At 58.0% G+C, this 20,386-nt stretch carries 18 protein-coding genes; 4 read left to right on the top strand and 14 right to left on the bottom strand.

From position 1 onward, the window contains the following. Window position 1: 1 nt before the first annotated feature. The 5 genes from fkpB to GJV78_RS02000 all read right to left on the bottom strand — a co-directional run bounded on the left by fkpB (window position 2) and on the right by GJV78_RS02000 (window position 5,202). On the bottom strand, window positions 2-451 hold the full coding sequence (gene fkpB / locus GJV78_RS02020) for an FKBP-type peptidyl-prolyl cis-trans isomerase (RefSeq protein ID WP_155106745.1): 450 nt from the start codon (window positions 449-451) through the stop codon (window positions 2-4). A gap of 228 nt (window positions 452-679) precedes the next feature. Further along, window positions 680-1,177, bottom strand: coding sequence for a signal peptidase II (lspA, locus tag GJV78_RS02015; RefSeq protein WP_155106744.1), 498 nt, complete (start codon window positions 1,175-1,177; stop codon window positions 680-682). Then, window positions 1,177-3,993, bottom strand: a complete 2,817-nt coding sequence (ileS, locus tag GJV78_RS02010; protein ID WP_155106743.1) for an isoleucine--tRNA ligase — start codon at window positions 3,991-3,993, stop codon at window positions 1,177-1,179. The genes lspA and ileS overlap by 1 nt, the downstream gene beginning before the upstream one ends. 32 nt (window positions 3,994-4,025) lie before the next feature. Continuing rightward, complete coding sequence (gene ribF, locus GJV78_RS02005; RefSeq protein ID WP_155106742.1) at window positions 4,026-4,964, bottom strand: bifunctional riboflavin kinase/FAD synthetase; 939 nt, start codon at window positions 4,962-4,964, stop codon at window positions 4,026-4,028. A 7-nt stretch (window positions 4,965-4,971) separates the two neighbouring features. Next, window positions 4,972-5,202, bottom strand: a complete 231-nt coding sequence (locus GJV78_RS02000; RefSeq protein WP_330998772.1) for a DUF2575 domain-containing protein — start codon at window positions 5,200-5,202, stop codon at window positions 4,972-4,974. Between the two features lie 79 nt (window positions 5,203-5,281). Between GJV78_RS02000 and rpsT the strand changes: the two genes are divergently transcribed. After that, complete coding sequence (gene rpsT / locus GJV78_RS01995; protein WP_001518655.1) at window positions 5,282-5,545, top strand: 30S ribosomal protein S20; 264 nt, start codon at window positions 5,282-5,284, stop codon at window positions 5,543-5,545. 81 nt (window positions 5,546-5,626) lie between these two features. Here the strand turns inward: rpsT and nhaR are convergent, their stop codons facing one another. From nhaR to dnaK, 4 genes are all read right to left on the bottom strand, one after another. Next, window positions 5,627-6,526 (bottom strand): transcriptional activator NhaR, encoded by a 900-nt coding sequence (gene nhaR / locus GJV78_RS01990; protein ID WP_155106740.1) that lies wholly within the window; start codon window positions 6,524-6,526, stop codon window positions 5,627-5,629. 63 nt (window positions 6,527-6,589) lie between these two features. Next, window positions 6,590-7,756 (bottom strand): Na+/H+ antiporter NhaA, encoded by a 1,167-nt coding sequence (gene nhaA, locus GJV78_RS01985; protein WP_167519320.1) that lies wholly within the window; start codon window positions 7,754-7,756, stop codon window positions 6,590-6,592. Between the two features lie 307 nt (window positions 7,757-8,063). Further along, a complete protein-coding gene (gene dnaJ, locus GJV78_RS01980; protein WP_155106739.1) occupies window positions 8,064-9,194 on the bottom strand; it encodes a molecular chaperone DnaJ in 1,131 nt (376 codons plus the stop codon). 210 nt (window positions 9,195-9,404) lie between these two features. Next, window positions 9,405-11,321 (bottom strand): molecular chaperone DnaK, encoded by a 1,917-nt coding sequence (gene dnaK / locus GJV78_RS01975; protein WP_155106738.1) that lies wholly within the window; start codon window positions 11,319-11,321, stop codon window positions 9,405-9,407. A 336-nt stretch (window positions 11,322-11,657) separates the two neighbouring features. Here dnaK and satP point away from each other — a divergent pair, with 336 nt between their 5' ends. Beyond that, window positions 11,658-12,224 carry an acetate uptake transporter gene (gene satP, locus GJV78_RS01970; protein ID WP_155106737.1) on the top strand — a complete coding sequence of 189 codons (567 nt, stop codon included), beginning with the start codon at window positions 11,658-11,660 and terminating at the stop codon, window positions 12,222-12,224. 33 nt (window positions 12,225-12,257) lie between these two features. On the opposite strand, the gene GJV78_RS01965 is transcribed toward satP, so the two are convergent. From GJV78_RS01965 to tal, 3 genes are all read right to left on the bottom strand, one after another. Then, a complete protein-coding gene (locus GJV78_RS01965; protein ID WP_155106736.1) occupies window positions 12,258-13,565 on the bottom strand; it encodes an MFS transporter in 1,308 nt (435 codons plus the stop codon). Window positions 13,566-13,814: 249 nt separating this feature from the next. Further along, window positions 13,815-14,402: a molybdopterin adenylyltransferase gene (gene mog, locus GJV78_RS01960; RefSeq protein WP_155106735.1), complete on the bottom strand. Its 588-nt coding sequence runs from the start codon at window positions 14,400-14,402 to the stop codon at window positions 13,815-13,817. A 122-nt stretch (window positions 14,403-14,524) separates the two neighbouring features. Continuing rightward, window positions 14,525-15,478 (bottom strand): transaldolase, encoded by a 954-nt coding sequence (gene tal, locus GJV78_RS01955; RefSeq protein WP_155106734.1) that lies wholly within the window; start codon window positions 15,476-15,478, stop codon window positions 14,525-14,527. Window positions 15,479-15,748: 270 nt separating this feature from the next. Between tal and GJV78_RS01950 the strand changes: the two genes are divergently transcribed. Beyond that, on the top strand, window positions 15,749-17,176 hold the full coding sequence (locus tag GJV78_RS01950) for an alanine/glycine:cation symporter family protein (RefSeq protein WP_155106733.1): 1,428 nt from the start codon (window positions 15,749-15,751) through the stop codon (window positions 17,174-17,176). 78 nt (window positions 17,177-17,254) lie between these two features. After that, complete coding sequence (yaaA, locus tag GJV78_RS01945; RefSeq protein ID WP_155106732.1) at window positions 17,255-18,049, top strand: peroxide stress protein YaaA; 795 nt, start codon at window positions 17,255-17,257, stop codon at window positions 18,047-18,049. A gap of 120 nt (window positions 18,050-18,169) precedes the next feature. Here the strand turns inward: yaaA and thrC are convergent, their stop codons facing one another. Together thrC and thrB are read right to left on the bottom strand one after the other, a co-directional pair. Then, window positions 18,170-19,453 carry a threonine synthase gene (thrC, locus tag GJV78_RS01940; protein ID WP_155106731.1) on the bottom strand — a complete coding sequence of 428 codons (1,284 nt, stop codon included), beginning with the start codon at window positions 19,451-19,453 and terminating at the stop codon, window positions 18,170-18,172. 3 nt (window positions 19,454-19,456) lie between these two features. Continuing rightward, window positions 19,457-20,386, bottom strand: a complete 930-nt coding sequence (gene thrB / locus GJV78_RS01935; protein WP_155106730.1) for a homoserine kinase — start codon at window positions 20,384-20,386, stop codon at window positions 19,457-19,459.

Below are 20,386 nucleotides of genomic sequence, written 5' to 3'. Positions count from 1 at the left end.
TTTACGCCTCCAGCGCCGGTTCGACTTCCAGCACTTCAATAGCAAAATGAACGGTTTGCCCGGCCAGCGGGTGGTTGAAATCAACGGTGATGGAATCGCCGTTCACTTCGCGGATCACGCCGGGCATTTCGCTGCCATCCATCGCGGTAAAGAGCATGATGGCCCCGATTTCCGGCTCGCCGGCGTCCATAAACTCCCGCCGCGAGAAGTACTGGATCAGATCGGGCGTCGACACGCCAAACGCCGCGTCCGGCTCCAGGGAAAAGGTGGTGGTATCGCCCGCTTTCAGCCCCAGCAGATGCTGCTCCAGCCCTTCAGACAGAGAGCCGTCGCCCAGGCGAAACAGCGCGGGCTTGCCGTTGTTGCGGGTTGACTCGGCAAGGGAGCCGTCGTCGAGCTTCAGGGTGAAGTGCACCAGCACCGCGCTGTTGCTCTGTACAGAGTTAGACATGCAGGTTTGCTCTATGTTTTTATCGATGGATTAACGATGCGGGCAGCCCCGGCTGCGGGCTGTCCGCCGTTAGCGTCAGGATACAGGTTGAACCCGCAGTCAGCAGACGCTCTCTTCCTGAACATAACGAAACGGCTGCGCCATTTCCGCTTATTATTTCATCCCTGATAATGAGAAAGGAGCCAGCCTCGAACGGCGCTGGCTCCCCGGTTCGCTATGGATCAGCGCTTACGCCCGCTGTTTTTTGGCGGCGGGGAGAAACCCCTCCAGCACCACCAGCGCCGCGCCGACGCAGATAGCCGAGTCGGCGAGGTTAAAGGTAGCGAAGTGCCAGTTGCCGACGTAAAAATCGATCATGTCGACGACGAAGCCGTGCCACAGGCGATCGAACAGATTGCCCAGCGCCCCGCCGATAATCAGCGCGTAGGCGATGTTGTTCAGCTTCTGGGTCGCCCTGCTGCGGTACATCATTACCGCCAGCAGCACGCAGATGCCGATCGCGATACCGGCGAAAAACCAGCGCTGCCAGCCGCCGCTGTCGGCGAGGAAGCTGAACGCCGCGCCGTAGTTGCGCGCATAGTGCAGATTAAGCGACGGAAACAGCGGCACCGTCTCCCCCAGAACAAAGTTCTGGAGGATCAGGAACTTGCTGCCCAGATCGATAATCAACACCACCACCACCAGCCACAGCCAGCGCACTCCTGTCGAAAAGATCGGTTTACTCATCAGGCAAACTTACGTTTTTCGCCGTCGCCGGCGACGTTGCTGACACAGCGGCCGCAGATCTCTGCGTGTTCCGCCACCTTGCCGACATCGGTGGTGTAGTGCCAGCAGCGCGGACACTTCTCCCCTTCGGCTTTGCTCAGGGCAATCTTCAGATCGCTAAGCAGCTCGCTCTGCTGGGCATCGGCGCAGGCTGCATTATAATCCGCAACGCTGGCCTCGGAGGTCAGCAGAACAAAGCGTAACTCATCGCCCAGCGCCGTCAGCTTCGCGGCCAGCTCCGGCCCGGCGTACAGCGTCACCGCCGCTTCCAGGGAGCCGCCCACTTTCTTGTCGGCGCGCGCCTGCTCGATGACCTTGTTGACCTCGCCGCGCACCTTCAGCAGCTCGCTCCAGAAGGTATCGTTCATCGGCTCGGCGGCGTCAAGGCCAAACAGCTCTTCATACCACTCGCCGGTGAAGACGTACTTCTCGCGGTCGCCCGGCAGATAACCCCAGATCTCATCCGCGGTAAAGGACATGATCGGTGCCATCCAGCGCACCAGCGCCTCGGCGATATGGTACAGCGCGGTCTGGCAGCTGCGGCGCGCCCGGCTTTCCGCCTTCGCGGTGTACTGACGATCTTTGATAATGTCGAGGTAGAACGACCCCATCTCAACGGAGCAGAAGCGCATCAGGCGCTGCACCACTTCGTGGAAGTCGTAAGACTCGTAGGCCTTCAGGATATCCTCCTGCGCCGCCTTCGCGCAGCCTACCGCCCAGCGGTCCAGCACCACCATCTCTTCCGGCTTCACCCTGTCTTTTAGCGGATCGAAGCCGTTCAGGTTCGCCAGCAGGAAGCGCGCGGTGTTACGGATACGACGGTAGCTGTCGGCGGCACGCTTGAGGATCTCATCGGAGACCGCCATCTCGCCGGTATAGTCGGTGGAGGCCACCCACAGGCGCAGGATATCCGCGCCCAGCTTGTTCATGACGTCCTGGGGCGACACGGTGTTGCCGATGGATTTGGACATCTTGCGGCCCTGGCCGTCAACGGTAAAGCCGTGGGTCAGCACCTGGCGATACGGCGCTTTACCCTTCATCGCCGTGGAGATCATCAGCGAGGACATAAACCAGCCGCGGTGCTGATCGGAGCCTTCCAGATACATATCGGCGGCGTGGCCGGCAAATTCAGGACGCACGTCAACCACCGAGGCGTGGGTGGAGCCGGAGTCAAACCAGACGTCCAGCGTATCCGGCACCTTCACGTACCGGTCGGCATCGTCGCCGAGGATCTCCCGTGGGTCGAGATCCCACCACGCCTGAATGCCGTCGACTTCAACGCGCTTCGCCACCTCTTCCATCAGCTCAACGGCGCGCGGGTGCAGCTCTTCGGTCTCTTTATGCACGAACAGCGACATCGGCACGCCCCAGGTGCGCTGGCGCGAAATACACCAGTCAGGGCGGTTGGCGACCATCGACTCGATGCGCGCCTGGCCCCAGTCCGGGATCCACTGCACGCCTTTGATCTCTTTCAGCGACTGCGCGCGCAGGCCTTTCTGATCCATGCTGATAAACCACTGCGGGGTAGCGCGGAAGATAATCGGCGACTTGTGCCGCCAGCAGCACGGATAGCTATGCTGCAGCTTCTCAACGTGCAGCAGCGCGCCTTTCTCCGTCAGCAGCGCCACCACGATATCGTTCGCTTTGAAAACGTTCACGCCGTCCAGCGTCGGCCAGGTTCCCGGCAGATAGGTGCCGTCCGGGCCAACCGGGTTAGCGGTTTCCAGACCGTATTTTTGGCCGATCACGTAGTCGTCCGGGCCGTGGCCAGGCGCGGTATGCACCGCGCCGGTGCCGGCGTCCAGCGTAACGTGGTCGCCAAGAATGGCAGGAACGTCGTAACCCATAAACGGATGGCTGAAGCGCAACAGCTCCAGTTCGGCACCTTTTACGCTGCCGAGGAGGGTGTAGTCGCTAACGCCGATGCGCTGCATCACGCTCTCTACCAGATCCCCGGCGACGATCAGCGCCTGGCCGTCAATCTGCACCAGCGCATAGTCGAAGTCCGCCGCCAGAGAGATAGCGCGGTTGGCCGGCAGCGTCCACGGGGTGGTGGTCCAGATAACCAGCGAAACCGGACCCGTAGCGTCGGCCACGCCGAACTTCGCCAGCACCGCCGCTTTATCCGTCGCGTGGAACGCCACGTCGATGGACGGGGAGGTTTTGTCGTAATACTCCACTTCCGCTTCCGCCAGCGCGGAGCGGCAGTCGACGCACCAGTGCACCGGCTTAGCGCCCTTGTGCAGGTGGCCGTTACCGATGATCTTGCCCAGCGCGCGGATAATATTGGCTTCGGTTTTGAAGTCCATGGTCAGATACGGGTGCGACCAGTCTCCCAGCACGCCCAGTCGGATAAAATCTTTGCGCTGGCCGTCGACCTGGGCGGCGGCGTATTCGCGGCACTTCGCGCGAAACTCGGCGGCGGTGAACTTCTCGCCCGGCTTGCCGTACTCCTGCTCCACCTTCAGCTCGATGGGCAGGCCGTGGCAGTCCCAGCCCGGAACGTAGGGCGAGTCATATCCGGAGAGTCCTTTGGACTTCACGATAATGTCTTTCAGAATCTTGTTAACCGAGTGACCAATATGAATGCTGCCATTCGCATAAGGAGGGCCGTCATGCAGAATGAAGGTTTTTTTGCCTTTTTTGGCCGCACGGATGATGCCGTACAGATCATCATCGGTCCAACGCGCCAGCATCCCCGGTTCGCGCTTAGCGAGATCGCCGCGCATCGGGAACCCTGTTTCCGGCAAATTCAGGGTGGATTTATAGTCACTCATCAGATTCTCGTTTCCGTATTTAACTCGTAGGCTTACGCCGGTTTTGATAGCCCAAAAAACGCCCGGGCCGTTAATTCATCGCGCGCGATTTGCGCCTTCAGCTCGTCAAGCGAGGCGAATCGCTGCTCGTTGCGTATTTTTTTACGCAGCACTACATCTATATGGCGACCGTAGAGGTCCATTACAACGTCCAGCAGGTGCACTTCCAGCTGCTGGCGCACGCCTGCTACCGTCGGCCGGGTGCCAATATTGGCCACGCCGGGCAGCGGCTTTTCACCGAGGCCCATGACTTCAACCGCATAGACGCCCTTCACCGGCGAAACCTGACGCCGCAGCGGGACGTTTGCCGTCGGAAAACCGATGGTGCGCCCGAGCGCATCGCCGTGCACTACGCGCCCGGAGAGGGTAAACGGGTGGCCAAGTAAATTTTCAGCTGCCGCCAGATCGTCCTGCGCCAGCGCCTGGCGCACCGCGGTGCTGCTGATACGCACGCCGCTTTCGCAGAAGGTCCGGGTGCTGGCGACATCGAAGCCATACCGCGCGCCAGCCTTCTGTAATAACAAGAAATCGCCAGCGCGACCAGCGCCAAAGCGGAAATCATCGCCTACCGCCAGAAATCGCACGCCGAGCCGTTCCACCAGCAGCTCGCCGATGAAGGCCTGCGCCGTCAGCGCCGCAAAGCGTCTGTTGAAACGCACGCAAAGCACATAGTCTACGCCGCATTCCGCCAGATAGCGCAGCTTCTCCCGCAGGCGGGTCAGGCGCGCCGGCGCTTTTTCCGTGGCAAACAGCTCCTGCGGCTGCGGTTCGAAAATCATCACCATCACCGGTAAACCGCGCCGGCGACCCTCTTCCTGCAGTTCTTTCAACAGCGCGCGATGACCACGATGCACGCCGTCGAAATTACCAATAGTCAGCACACATCCGTGCGGGGCCTGACTAAGATTATGTATGCCGCGTATCAGCTTCATGTCTGGCTCAAAACAGTGAAAATCGTCCGAGTATACCTTGTACAGCGGTCAAGGTTAACCGGCGATTCATGCGGCGAAAGAGAAAGAAGATGCTTTTCATCGCCATCGGACGCATCAGGCTGCGGCCATGCATTTTTATCGTGGAAAGGCTGTATTCACGGCCCGCAAGCTGGTAGAATCCTGCGCCATCACTACGTAACGAGCGCTGGCCTGTTAAACGGCGCTTATTTGCACAAATCCATTGACAAAAGAAGGCTAAAAGGGCATATTCCTCGGCCTTTGAATTGTCCATATAGAACACATTTGGGAGTTGGACCTTGGCTAATATCAAATCAGCTAAGAAGCGCGCCGTTCAGTCTGAAAAGGCTCGTAAGCACAACGCAAGCCGTCGCTCTATGATGCGTACTTTCATCAAGAAAGTATACGCAGCTATTGAAGCTGGCGACAAAGCTGCTGCACTGAAAGCATTTAACGAAATGCAACCGATCGTGGACCGTCAGGCTGCTAAGGGTCTGATCCACAAAAACAAAGCTGCGCGTCATAAGGCTAACCTGACCGCGCAGATCAACAAGCTGGCCTAATTGCCCGCCGTTGTCTCTTTGTGAAAAAACCCGCTAACGCGGGTTTTTTTATGCCCGTCCTTCGCCGGAGGCTGACGATAGTTATTTGCTCGCCGCGGCGAACAGCGCCGAATAGTCGGTGTTGCAGATACGCTGCACCGCCGGATGCTGGATCATCCGTTCGGCAAAGATGGCGTGATACTCCTCCATCACATTTTCCACCCGGCCAATCTCCACGATTGACGCATCGGCGTAAAAATCATTGGCATACAGCGTCGGGGCCACGAAAATGGCGTTATGGGTGGCACCAAAGGCCTTCATCAACGCGGCATCGTCAAACTCGCCCAGAATCTCAACGTTCAGCCCCTGGGAGTTAAACCAGTTCAGCAGCTTGCGGCCCAGCATAGAGCGGCGTCCCGGCACCAGCAGTCGACGCTCCTCCAGGCAGGCCGGAAACGCCTGGGCCGGCAGCGGGCTGGCGCACCAGAAGCTGACGCCGCATTCGCCAATCTTGATAGAGAACAGCCCCTCCTGCTGGGTGGAGTCAACGGGGCAGTCGGAGATAATCATATCCAGCTTATGCTGGCTCAGCTGCTCCAGCAGCATCTCATGGGTAGACTCAAAGCAGCGCAGATGAATCTGCTCCTCCTGCACTACCGCCGCATCCAGCACGCGGCTGACCAGCCGCTTCGACAGCGCGTCCGCGACGCCAACGTCAAACAGCAGGTTGGACTCTTTACGGTAGTTCACAATATCCAGCATCTCCTGGCTTAAGGTGAACATTTTATCGGCATAGCGAAACACCAGCTCGCCTAATTCGCTGGGCTCCAGCCCGCGTCCTTTGCGCTTAAAGAGCTTACCCTGCAGCCGCTCCTCCAGCGCCTTAACCTGGCCCGTGATCGTCTGAGGAGTTAAAAAGAGCGCCTCCGCCGCGCCGACGACGGAGCCTTCTTTATAGACATGCCAGAAGTAATAAAGGTGGTTGTAGTTAATATGAGACATTTTCTCTCCCTGAACAGGATCGTCAGGGGCACCGCGCGCGGCCGCCCCCGTCTTCTGTAGCGGTCAAAAAGGCGCATTTAAACGCGCGCGTAGCCAGCTGTACCCCACCACTGCCGACAGCAGGGAGCCAATCAGTATCCCCAGCTTCGCCCAGTTAATCAGCGCCGGGTCAACGCCGCCGAAGGCCAGGCCAGCAATAAAAATCGACATAGTAAATCCGATACCACACAGAATGCCGACGGCCATAACCTGCTGATAGCAGGTTCCCTCCGGCAGCTGCGCCAGCTTCAGGCGCAGCGCCAGCCAGCAGAAAAGGCCGATCCCCAGCGGTTTACCTATCAGTAGCCCGGCGATAATGCCCAGCGGCAGCGTGGAGGCCAGCCCGTTAAGGGTTACCCCGTGCAGCGAAACGCCCGCGTTGGCGAAGGCGAACAGCGGCAGAATCAGATAGGCCACCCACGGATGCAGTACGTGCTCCAGGCGCTTCGCCGGCGAGCGGCCGTGCTTTTCCTTCAGCGGAATAAAGAAGCCAACGATAACGCCCGCCAGCGTAGCGTGGACGCCGGACTTAAGCACTGCGGTCCACAGCACCGCGCCGACGAGGATATAGATCCCGGTGCGCCTTACCCCGCCCAGGTTCAGCAGCGCCAGCAGCGCGATGGCCGCTGCCGCCACGCCCAGCGATATCATTGAGAGATCGTGGGTATAGAAGAGGGCGATAATTATTATTGCCCCCAGATCGTCAATAATCGCCAGCGCCATCAGGAAAATTTTCAGCGCCAGCGGCACCCGGCTTCCCAACAGGGCCAGCACTCCCAGCGCAAAGGCGATGTCCGTCGCCGCCGGGATCGCCCACCCCTCCCGGGCGATCGGATCGGCATAGTTAAACGCCAGATAGAGTAGCGCCGGAGCAATCATACCGCCGAGCGCGGCAATGGCCGGAAAGGCGGCCTGGCGCAGGCTGGCCAACGATCCCTGCATCAGCTCTCGCTTTACCTCCAGACCAATCAGCAGGAAGAATATCGCCATCAGCGCGTCGTTGATCCATAACAGCATATTCTTATCAATCTCGAGCATCCCGACCTTCAGTGCGACCGGCATATCGAGAAAAGCGAAGTAGCCGTCGCGGGTCAGCCCGACGTTCGCCATCAGCATAGCCAGCGCTGCGGCTATGATAAGAACAACACCACCTGAGGCGTCGCTGCTAAAAAAGCGATGTAAATGTTTCACGTCTACATACCTCTGTCCGGTGAACACAACGTGATAGCTATCTTAGCCTGGCAAAAAGCTCGTTAAAATTAGATTATTCATGGTAAAAAGCTCGGTTTTTAAGAAGTATATACCCTGAATAATTTGAATTGCAGGGCAAAACGCAGCGCGTTTTGAACAGCCGCAGGGCTGATCCCGAAGGGGTGAGGCCCCTGGGCCGAATAAAGCCAACGCACATGCAACTTGAATTATTTAGGGTATATTTAGCAAAGCTGAAATAGAAAAAAACCCGAAATAAAATTTCGGGTTTTCATAATAATAAGGTTAACTAACGTGTCAGATCGTCAAAGAACTTTTTAACGCCGTCAAAAAAACTTTTCGAACGCGGGCTGTTATTCTCACCCGTCGGCCCGCCAAAGCTTTCCTGCAGATCCTTAAGCAGCTGTTTCTGCTTCTCGTTCAGACCAACCGGCGTTTCGACTACCACCCGACACAGCAGATCGCCCTGCACGCCGCCGCGGACGGACTTCACGCCCTTGCCGCGCATGCGGAACAGCTTGCCGGTCTGCGTTTCACTCGGCACCTTCAGCTTGACGCGGCCATCCAGCGTCGGAACTTCAATTTCGCCGCCAAGCGCCGCCATTGCAAAGTTAATCGGCACTTCGCAGTAAAGATTATTGCCTTCACGCTCGAAGATCGGATGCTGCTTCACCTGCACCTGTACATAGAGATCTCCTGCCGGCGCGCCGTGCTCACCCGCTTCGCCCTCCCCTGCCAGACGAATGCGATCGCCGGTATCCACGCCTGCCGGGATCTTAACCGACAGGGTTTTATTCTTTTCAACCCGACCGTGACCGTGGCATTTATTGCACGGATCTTTGATCAGCTTGCCGCGCCCCTGGCAGTGCGGACAGGTTTGCTGCACCGCAAAGAACCCCTGACGCATCTGAACCTGGCCAGCACCGTGGCAGGTCGGGCAGGTCTGGGGCTGGGTGCCAGCCTTCGCACCGCTGCCGTGGCAGACATCACACTCTTCCAGGGTCGGGATGCGGATCTCTTTGGTCACGCCGCGTACGGCCTCTTCCAGGGTGAGATCCATGTTATAGCGCAAATCTGCGCCGCGCGCCGCGCGCTGACGACCACGGCCGCCGCCAAAGATATCGCCAAAGACGTCACCAAAGATATCGCTGAAGTCGGCACCGCCGCCAAAGCCGCCGCCGCCCATGCCGCCCTGTTCAAAGGCCGCATGACCGTACTGATCGTACGCCGCACGCTTCTGGGCGTCGGTCAATACTTCATAGGCTTCTTTGATCTCTTTAAACCTGGTCTCGGCGTCTTTATCCCCCTGGTTACGATCGGGGTGATACTTCATGGCCAGGCGCTTATAGGCCTTTTTGATTTCACGCTCTTCCGCTGTTCTGGAAACGCCTAAAATCTCGTAATAGTCTTGCTTCGCCATCTCGTTTTATCTGCCCTTAATATGCGAACACGGGCGCAGAGTATACACGTCATCCTTCATGCTGCCGAGCCGACGTCCCGCGTTCTTTCACGCCGGAAGCGTACCAATGTACGCTTCCGGCCTTTTACGCTTTCATCGCTCTGGCTATCTGAAGAATTGAGTGTATGAACTCCTACGCCCGTGCCGATTAATTACCCTGCATCAGGGCGATTATTTCTTATCTTTAACTTCTTCAAACTCAGCGTCGACAACGTCGTCATCCTTCGCATTGTTCGCTGAAGCATCGGCACCGCCAGCCTGCTGCTGCGCGTGCTGCTGCTGGGCGATTTCCATCAGCTTCTGAGAAACCTGCGCCAGCTCCTGAATCTTCGCTTCGATAGCCGCTTTATCCTCGCCTTTCAGGGCGGTTTCCAGCGCGCTCAGCGCAGACTCGATGGCCGTTTTATCATCGGCCGGCAGCTTGTCGCCCGCCTCTTCAACCTGCTTACGGGTACTGTGCAACAGATGGTCGCCCTGGTTCCGGGTCTGAATCAGCTCCTCAAACTTACGGTCCGCTTCGGCGTTCGCCTCTGCGTCGCGCACCATTTTCTGGATTTCATCTTCGTTCAGACCGGAAGAAGCCTTAATGGTGATCTTCTGCTCTTTACCGCTGTTTTTATCCTTCGCGGAAACGTGCAGGATACCGTCGGCGTCAATATCGAAGGTGACTTCGATCTGCGGCATACCGCGCGGTGCCGGATTGATGCCGTCCAGGTTGAACTGACCCAGCGATTTGTTATCAGAGGCGCGTTTGCGCTCACCCTGCAGCACGTGGATGGTCACCGCAGACTGGTTGTCTTCCGCAGTAGAGAACACCTGGCTGTGCTTGGTCGGGATAGTGGTGTTTTTGCTGATGAGCGCGGTCATCACGCCGCCCTGAGTTTCGATACCCAGAGACAGCGGGGTTACGTCCAGCAGCAGTACATCCTTAACGTCGCCGGTCAGCACGCCGCCCTGAACGGCTGCGCCAATGGCCACGGCTTCGTCCGGGTTAACGTCTTTACGCGGCTCTTTACCAAAGAACTCGGCCACTTTCTTCTGCACCATCGGCATACGGGTCTGACCGCCAACGAGAATAACGTCGTTGATATCAGACACGGACAGGCCGGCATCCTGCAGCGCAACCTTCAGCGGCTCGATGGAGCGGTTCACCAGATCTTCAACCAGGCTCTCCAGCTTCGCGCGGGTCACTTTGATATTCATGTGTTTCGGACCGGTGGCGTCTGCGGTAATGTACGGCAGGTTCACGTCGGTCTGCTGAGCGGAAGAAAGCTCGATTTTCGCTTTTTCTGCCGCTTCCTTCAGGCGCTGCATGGCCAGCGGATCGTTACGCAGGTCGATGCCCTGATCTTTCTTAAACTCATCAACCAGATAGTTGATCATACGGCTGTCGAAGTCTTCGCCGCCCAGGTGCGTATCACCGTTGGTCGCCAGAACTTCGAAGGTTTTTTCGCCGTCAACTTCGTCGATTTCGATAATGGAAATATCGAACGTACCACCGCCGAGGTCGTAAACCGCAATAGTCCGGTTTCCGACTTCTTTATCCAGGCCATAGGCCAGCGCGGCCGCGGTCGGTTCGTTGATAATACGTTTTACTTCCAGACCCGCGATACGACCGGCGTCTTTCGTTGCCTGGCGCTGAGCGTCGTTAAAGTAGGCCGGTACAGTGATAACCGCTTCCGTTACCGGTTCACCCAGGTAATCTTCCGCTGTTTTCTTCATTTTTTTCAGCACTTCGGCAGAGATCTGCGGCGGTGCCATTTTCTGACCTTTCACATCAAGCCATGCGTCGCCGTTGTCGGCACCGATAATCTTATACGGCATGATGGAAACATCGCGCTGCACCTCTTCATCCTGGAAGCGGCGACCAATCAGGCGCTTAATCGCAAACAGCGTGTTTTGCGGGTTGGTCACTGCCTGACGTTTAGCCGGCTGTCCAACCAGAGTCTCACCATCCTGGGTATAAGCAATAATAGAAGGCGTTGTGCGATCGCCCTCGGCATTCTCCAGCACTCGTGCCTGAGTTCCATCCATAATCGCTATACAAGAGTTGGTTGTACCCAGGTCGATACCAATAATTTTACCCATCTAAACGTCTCCACTAAAAATTCGATCATCATGTGGTTGTGAGTCTGTAATAGGGGCGAAACGTGCGGTTTCAACCATCCTGAATCGTTTTTTTTCAGACCCACTCACTGCGGTTGTCTACAAGATGGGGACAATAGCCACATCATCAAGGGCAGAAGAAAAAAATTTTTATCGTCGCAATCCTGCAAACGACCGACGGCTGTGATGACCATCACAGAAGCAATTGCTGTTTCCCGGCGCGGATCGCTGGACAGCCTACCCGCCCCTGATTATTATGCCGCGCCCGATTTCGGGAATATGACTTCACTCTTTAACCTATGATGATTCTGAGGATCTATGGGCAACACTAAATTAGCGAATCCGGCACCGCTGGGCCTGATGGGCTTCGGCATGACCACCGTTCTGCTTAACCTGCACAACGCAGGTTTTTTCGCCCTGGACGGCATTATTCTGGCGATGGGCATTTTCTACGGCGGCATCGCGCAGATTCTCGCCGGCCTGCTGGAGTATAAAAAAGGCAACACCTTCGGCTTAACCGCGTTTATCTCATACGGCTCCTTCTGGCTGACGCTGGTCGCGATTCTGCTGATGCCAAAAATGGGGCTGACCGACGCGCCGGACGCGCAGTTCCTGGGGGCCTATCTTGGACTGTGGGGCGTATTTACCCTGTTTATGTTCTTCGGCTCCCTGAAAGGCGCACGCGCGCTGCAGTTTGTCTTTTTAAGCCTGACGGTGCTGTTCGCGCTGCTGGCCGTTGGCAACATCGGCGGTAGCGAAGCGACGATCCACGCTGCGGGCTGGGTCGGTCTGGTGTGCGGTGCCAGCGCCATCTATCTGGCGATGGGCGAGCTGCTGAACGAGCAGTTTGGTCGCACCATCCTGCCCATCGGCGAAGCGCACTAACCGACGGGATTCCCCCCGGTGGGGGGATCCCCTCTACAGGCGCTGTAATTCAGCCGACGGGCCACCGTCGCGGCAAGCGATATCCTGCCGCAGCCAGACGCCAAGCCCCAGCCCAAGCAGCGACAGCGCCAGCACGTACCACGCCGGGGCCATTGGCGATACGCCCATCAGCATCGTAACGGCAACCGGCGTCAGCCCGCCAAAAATGGCGTAGGCCACGTTGTAAGAGAAAGAGATACCGGTAAAACGCACCTCCGCCGGAAAGGCGCGAACCATCACCCAGGGCACCGCCCCGACGACGCCGACGCAAAGCCCTACCGTCCCGTACAGTAAAAACAGTCGCTCAGGCTGCGCGCCTGCCAGATGGTAAAAAGCCCAGCTGGACCCCGCCAGCAGAAGGCTGCCGACGATAAACGTTTTGCTGGCCCCCACCCGATCGACGGCCAGGCCCGCCAGCAGGCAGCCCAGGCACAGCATCACGGTCGCAACGCTGTTGGCCTGCAGCGTCAGGGCGGGAGCAAAGCCATACTGTTTCTGCAGCCAGACCGGCGACATCAGAATCACTACCACGATGCCGGCCGAAAGCAGCCAGGTCAGCAGCATTGAAATGACCGTCGCCTTCCGGTAGCGAAGCACCACCGTTTTTACCGGCATCTCCCTTGCCAGCGCTTTGCGCTGCTGCATTTCGAGGAAGATGGGCGTCTCCTGCAGCCAGCGGCGCAGATACATCGCCACCAGCCCGAAGACGCCGCCGAGAAGAAAGGGAATGCGCCAGCCATAGTCATGAACCGCCTGCGGACTCAGGCCGGTATTCACCAGCGTGGCGACCACCGAACCCAGCAGAATCCCTACCGTCAGCCCGGCGGTCAGCGTGCCGCAGGCGATGCCTGTCCGCCGTTCGGGAACGTGCTCGGCAACAAACACCCACGCACCCGGCACCTCGCCGCCGATGGCCGCGCCCTGCAAAATGCGCATCAACAGCAGCAGCAGCGGTGCCGCAATTCCCATCGTGGTATAGGTAGGCAGCAGGCCGATGGCCAGCGTCGGCAGGGCCATTAATAAGATACTGAGGGTGAACATTTTTTTACGCCCGACCAGATCGCCGAAATGGGCAAGGATAATGCCGCCCAGCGGGCGAGCCAGATAGCCTGCGGCAAAAATACCAAAGGTCTGAACCTGGCGAAGCCATTCAGGGATATCGGCAGGAAAGAATAATTCGCCGACGACGGCGGCGAAAAAGACGAAGATGATGAAATCATAAAACTCAAGCGCGCCGCCGAGAGCGGCCAGCGCCAGCGTTTTATAATCCTGGCGATTCAGAGGTCGGGTGTAATGTGGCATAGCAAACCATGAGTCAGTAACGTGATTGATAGCGTTTAGCGATATATACCCGTCATACTTCAAGCTGCATGTGCGTTGGCTTTCCTCGTTCACCCCGGTCACTTACTCCAGTAAGCTCCCGGGGATTCTCTGCGTTGCCGCCTTCATGCAACTCGAATTATTTAGGGTGTATGTAAAACAAAAATTACTATACCGTAAACCATTCAATACGCCATCAGAATCACAGCTTATGCTTACAAACGACTAATTTCAGAAATTTATTTCGCGAATCGCGCTTTTAGGGCGAAAAGATGCTACCACCTGCGGGGCGGTTTCAATGTAAGGCCCGTCGAGCAACTGTATACAATACGGTACACTGGCAAAAATTCCGTGCACCACCACATTCCCCTCGGCATCTTTCACCCCTTCCAGCGTCTCTTTAATCGACTTCGGCTGACCGGGAAGGTTAAGTATCAGCGCCTGCTTACGAATAACCCCCGTCTGCCGCGAGAGGATCGCCGTCGGTACAAAGTGCAGGCTAATTTGCCGCATCTGCTCACCAAAGCCGGGCATCTGCCGATCGGCAACGGCCAGGGTTGCATCCGGCGTCACGTCGCGGCGGGCGGGTCCGGTTCCGCCGGTCGTCAGCACCAGATGACAGCTCATCTCATCCACCAGCTCGCAGAGCGTTTGTTCAATAATCTCCTGTTCGTCGGGGATTAAACGCGTCTGCACTTCAAAGGGAGTGATCAGCGCCGAAGCCAGCCAGGCCTCCAGCGCCGGAATGCCTTTATCCTGGTATACGCCGCTGGAGGCGCGATCAGAAACAGAAACTAAGCCGATGCGTAAGGTATTCATAATGATTCCGTATAAACAATCTCGTTGGGCGGAATGATACACTGCGGAAGAGCTGGCAAACAGGCTTCAGAAGGGGTAACGCACAAAAGCGTGACCGGAGGCCCGGCCACGCGAGGAGAGGATTACAGCAGGTCGCCGATCATCTTCTCCAGTTTCTCCTGATCGATGGCAAACTTGCGAATGCCCTCGGCCAGTTTATCCACCGCCATCGGGTCCTGGTTGTGCTGCCAGAGGAACTCAGATTCGGTGATGCGCTGCGGACGCGCTTTTACTTCGCCGGTAAAGGAAAGCTTGCGCTCGATAGCGCCTTCGCTCTCCGACAGCTCTTTCAGCAGCGCCGGAGCGATAGTCAGACGATCGCAGCCCGCCAGCTCCAGAATTTCGCCCACGTTGCGGAAGCTCGCGCCCATGACCACGGTTTCATAGCCGTGCTGCTTGTAGTACTGATAAATCTCCGTGACGGAAACCACGCCCGGATCTTCGGCACCGACGTACTCTTTCTTATCCGTATTGGCTTTATACCAGTCGAGGATACGGCCCACGAACGGTGAAATCAGGTAGACGCCCGCTTCAGCACAGGCGCGCGCCTGGGCGAAGGAGAACAGCAGGGTCAGGTTACAGTTGATGCCTTCTTTTTCCAGCTGCTCGGCGGCGCGGATGCCCTGCCAGGTCGACGCCAGCTTGATCAGAATGCGATCGTTGCTGATGCCCGCATCGTTGTAGAGCCTGATGATGCGTTTTGCTTTAGCGACGGACGCTTCAGTGTCGTAAGACAGACGCGCATCCACTTCGGTAGAAATGCGGCCCGGCACCAGCTTCAGGATCTCCAGACCGATATTCACCGCCAGCTTATCGGCGGCGTCGGCGATCTGCTGTGCGCGATCGCTGCTCTGCTGCTTCGCCCAGGCCACGGCCTCGTCGATCAGCCTGCGGTATTCCGGGATCTGCGCTGCGTTAAGGATCAGGGAAGGGTTAGTCGTGGCATCCTGCGGCTGGTACAGCTTCATCGCCGCGATGTCTCCGGTGTCGGCCACCACGGTGGTGAACTGACGAAGGGAGGTCAATTTGTCCGTCATGATAGTGTTTCTCTTTAAACAGCTTATTAGGGGGATGTAACCGGTCGAGCCTGATAATAGCACGACCCAAAGGTCGCGCAATCGCCAGGAGTGCGGTCGGTCCAGCACTTTTCCTTGCTAAATTCCCCCTCTCTTGACGCCGCGCGTCGTTCCCCGACGCTGAGTAGGTTATAATCGCCCAAATTAACAATATATTTACATAACAGGCTAATTACTATTGGTCACGCTTCGTTATTCTTTCAGCGTACCGGCGCAACAAAAGGAGTGTTAATGCCTGATTTTTTCTCCTTCATCAACGACATACTTTGGGGTTCCGTACTCATCTACCTGCTTCTCGGCGCGGGCTGCTGGTTCACCTGGCGGACGGGCTACGCGCAGCTGCGCTATATCCGCCATTTCGGTAAAAGCCTGAAAAACAGCCTTAGCGCCCAGCCGGGAGGCCTGTCTCCGTTTCAGGCGCTGTGCACCGGCCTTGCCGCACGCATCGGCGGCGGGAATCTCGCCGGGGTCGCGCTAGCCATTACGACGGGCGGCCCTGGAGCCGTGTTCTGGATGTGGTTTGCCGCACTGATTGGCATGGCCATCTCCTTCGCCGAGTGCGCGCTGGCGCAGCTCTATAAAGAGCGCGATCGCAACGGCCAGTTCCGCGGGGGTCCGGCCTGGTATATGTCCCGGGGCCTGGGTATGCGCTGGATGGGCGTGCTGTTCGCTATCTTTTTACTTATCGCCTACGGTTTTATTTTTAACAGCGTTCAGGCCAGCACCGTCTCCAGAGCGCTGAACTTCGCCTGGGGCTATCCTCCACTGATTTCCGGTATCGTCATGGCGCTGGTGGTGCTACCGATCGTGACTCATGGCATCAGCGGCGTCGCCCGCCTGATGCAGTGGTTTATCCCTATTACGGCGCTGCTGTGGGTTATCACCAGCCTCTCTATCTGCGCTATGCACATTGAAAAACTGCCGACTATTTTCTCTTTGATTATAAAAGGGGCCTTCGGCTGGCAGGAAGCCGCCGGCGGGGTCGCCGGATACACCCTCAGCCAGGCAATAACCAGCGGCTTTCAGCGCAGCATGTTTTCCAACGAGGCGGGAATGGGATCGACGCCAAACGCGGCGGCGGCGGCGGCCTCCTGGCCGCCTCATCCGGTCGCGCAGGGCATCGTGCAAATGTTCGGCATTTTTATCGACACGCTGGTGGTCTGCAGCGCCAGCGCCATGTTAATCCTGCTGGCGGGCAACGGCACACCCAACGCGCCAATAGAAGGCATACAGCTGGTGCAAAAGGCGATACTCACCCTCGCAGGCGGCGGCGCAGAGTTTGTGGCGATTATGACGGCCTTACTTGCCTTAGGCTCTATCGTCGCTAACTATATCTATGCGGAAAATAACCTGTTTTTCCTTGGACTGGATAACCGACGAACCATCTGGCTGCTGCGCATCGCGACCTGTATCACGATAGTCGCCGGCACGCTGATGAGCTTTCCTCTGCTTTGGCAGCTGGCCGATATTATTATGGCCTGTATGGCGATAACCAATCTGACGGCGATTCTGCTGCTTTCTCCGGTGGTGCACACGCTGGCCTCCGACTACCTGCGGCAGCTTAAGATGGGAGTGCAGCCAACCTTTAACCCCGGACGATACCCGGATCTCGCCCCGCAGCTGGCGCAGGATACCTGGGATAAAGCGCCGCGCAGTTAACGGCAATCGCAATCATCGCTCAACGCCGACCAATTTTTTGTTAAAGTCGGCGTAAATTTCCTGCAAGGACTGGATGATATGTTGATTCTGCTTTCACCGGCAAAAACGCTCGACTACCAAAGCCCGCTGGCGACCACCACCTACACCCTGCCGGCGCTGTTGGATCATTCTCAGCAGCTTATCCATACGGCACGCGAACTTTCTGCTCCACGGCTGGGCAGGCTGATGGGCATCAGCGACAGGCTGGCGGACCTCAACGCCACCCGCTTTCACGACTGGCAGCCCGGCTTTACGCCGGAAAACGCGCGCCAGGCTATTCTGGCGTTCAAAGGCGATGTCTACACCGGCCTGCAGGCCGAAACCTTCGACGAAGCGGATTTCGCCTTCGCCCAGCGGCACCTGCGCATACTTTCCGGGCTGTACGGCGTTCTGCGCCCGCTGGATCTGATGCAGCCCTATCGCCTGGAAATGGGCGTACGCCTGGAGAACCCCAGAGGAAAAGACCTCTACCACTTCTGGGGCGATATCATTACGGAGCAGCTTAACGAGGCGCTGGCAGCGCAGGGTGACCGGGTGGTCGTGAATCTGGCGTCGGATGAATATTTCAAATCAGTGAAGCCAAAGAGGCTCAGCGCAGAGCTCATCAAACCGGTCTTCCTCGACGAGAAGAACGGCAAATTTAAGGTTATCAGCTTCTACGCGAAGAAAGCGCGCGGCCTGATGAGCCGCTACATTATTGAAAATCGTCTGACGAAACCGGAACAGCTCACCGGCTTTGACCGGGAAGGCTATTTCTTTGACGCCGCCGCCTCCGTCAATGGCGAGCTGGTGTTTAAACGGTACGAACACCAGACGTCCACCGACAGCCAGTAGGCTGCTTTAATGAGGCAGATATGGTAACCGACGAGGCCGCCGTCATCCCTCGCGCCGGGGCGATTCGCCCCACTTTGCATAAAAAAACCGGTAGCGCTTATGCTACCGGTTCTGCGGCTATCAGCGCGACATCAAAAGATTACGCAGCGCGGCAAAGTCGGCGGGTAGAGAGTGGGAAAGCAGCGGCAGATCGGCCCGTTTCGCCAGCGCTTCCGGCAGTTCCAGCGTCTCGCCGAGTATGGCCTCGACGCTCTCTTTAAACTTCGCCGGGTGCGCGGTGCCGAGGAACAGGCCATACTCGCCAGGGTTGAGTCGATCGCACAGCGCGCGCCAGGCCACCGCCGCATGCGGCTCGGAGAGATAGCCCAGCGCCTTCAGCTCGCGCATGGATTCCCGGGTAATGGCATCGTCCACCGCCGCAGAGTCCAGCTCGTCCAGACGCCAGATTTTACGCCGGAACAGCTCCTCGACGCGCGGCCAGTTATTCGGCTGGCTGACGTCCATGGCGTTAGACAGGGTGGCCTGCGTCGCCTTTGGTGCCCACTGGCCGTCCCGCAGATAGCGCGGCACCGTATCATTGACATTAGTGGCAGCAATAAAGCGCTTCACCGGTAAACCCAGCGATTTCGCCAGTAGCCCCGCCGTCAGATCGCCAAAGTTGCCGCTGGGCACCGAAATCACCAGTTGGTTACGCGCCTCCTGCGGCAGCTGCGCCACCGCCTCGAAATAGTAGCAAATCTGCGCCAGCAGGCGGCTGATGTTAATCGAGTTGGCCGAATTCAGCCCCAGCGCCGCCTTCAGCGCCTCGTCGTCAAAGGCCTGCTTGACCAGCGCCTGGCAGGCGTCAAAATCGCCGTCGATCGCCACGGTTTCAATATTGCCGCCCAGGGTACAGAACAGTTTCTCCTGCAACGGGCTGATTTTGCCGCGCGGATAGAGAATGACCACCCGCACATTCTTCAGGCCGTAAAAGGCATGGGCAACCGCAGCCCCGGTGTCGCCGGAGGTAGCCGTGAGGATCGTCACCGGCTTATCGCCGCTGATTTGCGCCAGCATCTGCGCCATAAAGCGGCCGCCGAAGTCCTTGAACGCCAGCGTCGGGCCGTGGAACAATTCCAGGCAGCCTACGTCGTCGGTAACCCTGGCGACGGGAGCCGGAAAAGCGAACGCCTGACGTACGCGCGCCTCCAGAACGTCCTGCGGGATCTCATCCCCGATGAACGCGGCGAGAATCTTTGCGCTGCGGCTGACGAAGTCCATCTTCAGCATCTCATCCACGTCCGTCAGGCTGAACTCCGGCAGCTCGTGCGGGAAGAACAGCCCCTGATTTTTGCCCAGCCCCTGCGTAACAGCCTGCGCAAAGCTGACCTGTTCGTTATGATCTTTAAGATTATAGAGTTTCATGAATTATCCCAGTACCCGTGCGCCCGCCGTGTCCAGCCGGCAAATATGAACAAAACCTTCCTGATTTTGCAGGTAGTGTTTACCCAGCCAGTCCGCGACGCGCCGCGCCGTGTCCGGCCTGTCGCAGAGCGCGAACAGCGTCGGCCCTGAGCCAGAGATCCCGCTGGCCAGCGCGCCAGCTTCCACCACCGCCTGCCGCGCCTGGCTAAAGCCCGGCAGCAGGCGCGCGCGGTACGGCTCAGCGATAACGTCCTTCATCAGCTTTGCCGCCAGCGCCGGCTGGCGGGAATAGCAGGCGTGAATAAAGCCGGCCAGATGTCGTCCATGGGCAATACACTCCTGCCGACGGTACTGGGCGGGCAGTATTGCCCGCGCTTCCGCCGTTGAAACCTTAATGCCGGGATAGGCCAGCACCCACAGCCACTCTTCAAACGCCGGAACCTGCTGACTAATAATGCCGTTTTCCTCAATCATCAGCTGCATGCCGCCGAGGAAGCACGGCGCGACGTTATCATAATGAACGCTGCCGGAAATACGCCCCTCCAGCTCGCCCATCATGGCCAGCAGGCGCGCGTCGCTGAGCGGCTTACCGCAGTGCTCGTTCAACGCCACCAGCGCGGCGACGACCGAACAGGCGCTGGAGCCAAGCCCGGAGCCAATCGGCATATTTTTTTCCAGTGTCATTGCCACCGGAACCGGCTTCCCCAGCTCCTGGCAAAAACGCTCCCAGCATTGATAAACGATATTCTTACGCGGCTCCGGGGGTAGCTTATCGGCAAAACGCCCCAGGTTGCGCAGGCTGAAATCCTCCGCCGCCTCAACCGCCACCACGTCACCCAACGGCGAGCCGTCCACTGGCGTCACCGCCGCCCCCAGCACGTCGAAACCGACGCTCATATTGGCACTGGAGGCCGGAGCATAAACTTTAACCAT

It is taken from the genome of Intestinirhabdus alba (genome assembly GCF_009711095.1).
In the GTDB taxonomy this organism is placed as follows: Bacteria; Pseudomonadota; Gammaproteobacteria; order Enterobacterales; family Enterobacteriaceae; genus Intestinirhabdus; species Intestinirhabdus alba.
The sequence above is the reverse complement of the archived record's forward strand: the minus strand, read 5'-3'. Positions and strand labels throughout refer to the sequence as shown.

Bases quoted from the DNA above. Each gene is read 5' to 3' on its own strand.
- nhaR (WP_155106740.1), bottom strand. From the start codon at position 6,526: ATGTCTCATATTAACTACAACCACCTTTATTACTTCTGGCATGTCTAT.
- GJV78_RS01950 (WP_155106733.1), top strand. From the start codon at position 15,749: ATGCCTGATTTTTTCTCCTTCATCAACGACATACTTTGGGGTTCCGTA.
- yaaA (WP_155106732.1), top strand. From the start codon at position 17,255: ATGTTGATTCTGCTTTCACCGGCAAAAACGCTCGACTACCAAAGCCCG.
- mog (WP_155106735.1), bottom strand. From the start codon at position 14,402: ATGAATACCTTACGCATCGGCTTAGTTTCTGTTTCTGATCGCGCCTCC.
- lspA (WP_155106744.1), bottom strand. From the start codon at position 1,177: ATGAGTAAACCGATCTTTTCGACAGGAGTGCGCTGGCTGTGGCTGGTG.
- thrC (WP_155106731.1), bottom strand. From the start codon at position 19,453: ATGAAACTCTATAATCTTAAAGATCATAACGAACAGGTCAGCTTTGCG.
- thrB (WP_155106730.1), bottom strand. From the start codon at position 20,386: ATGGTTAAAGTTTATGCTCCGGCCTCCAGTGCCAATATGAGCGTCGGT.
- tal (WP_155106734.1), bottom strand. From the start codon at position 15,478: ATGACGGACAAATTGACCTCCCTTCGTCAGTTCACCACCGTGGTGGCC.
- GJV78_RS01965 (WP_155106736.1), bottom strand. From the start codon at position 13,565: ATGCCACATTACACCCGACCTCTGAATCGCCAGGATTATAAAACGCTG.
- ribF (WP_155106742.1), bottom strand. From the start codon at position 4,964: ATGAAGCTGATACGCGGCATACATAATCTTAGTCAGGCCCCGCACGGA.
- ileS (WP_155106743.1), bottom strand. From the start codon at position 3,993: ATGAGTGACTATAAATCCACCCTGAATTTGCCGGAAACAGGGTTCCCG.
- dnaJ (WP_155106739.1), bottom strand. From the start codon at position 9,194: ATGGCGAAGCAAGACTATTACGAGATTTTAGGCGTTTCCAGAACAGCG.
- fkpB (WP_155106745.1), bottom strand. From the start codon at position 451: ATGTCTAACTCTGTACAGAGCAACAGCGCGGTGCTGGTGCACTTCACC.
- satP (WP_155106737.1), top strand. From the start codon at position 11,658: ATGGGCAACACTAAATTAGCGAATCCGGCACCGCTGGGCCTGATGGGC.
- dnaK (WP_155106738.1), bottom strand. From the start codon at position 11,321: ATGGGTAAAATTATTGGTATCGACCTGGGTACAACCAACTCTTGTATA.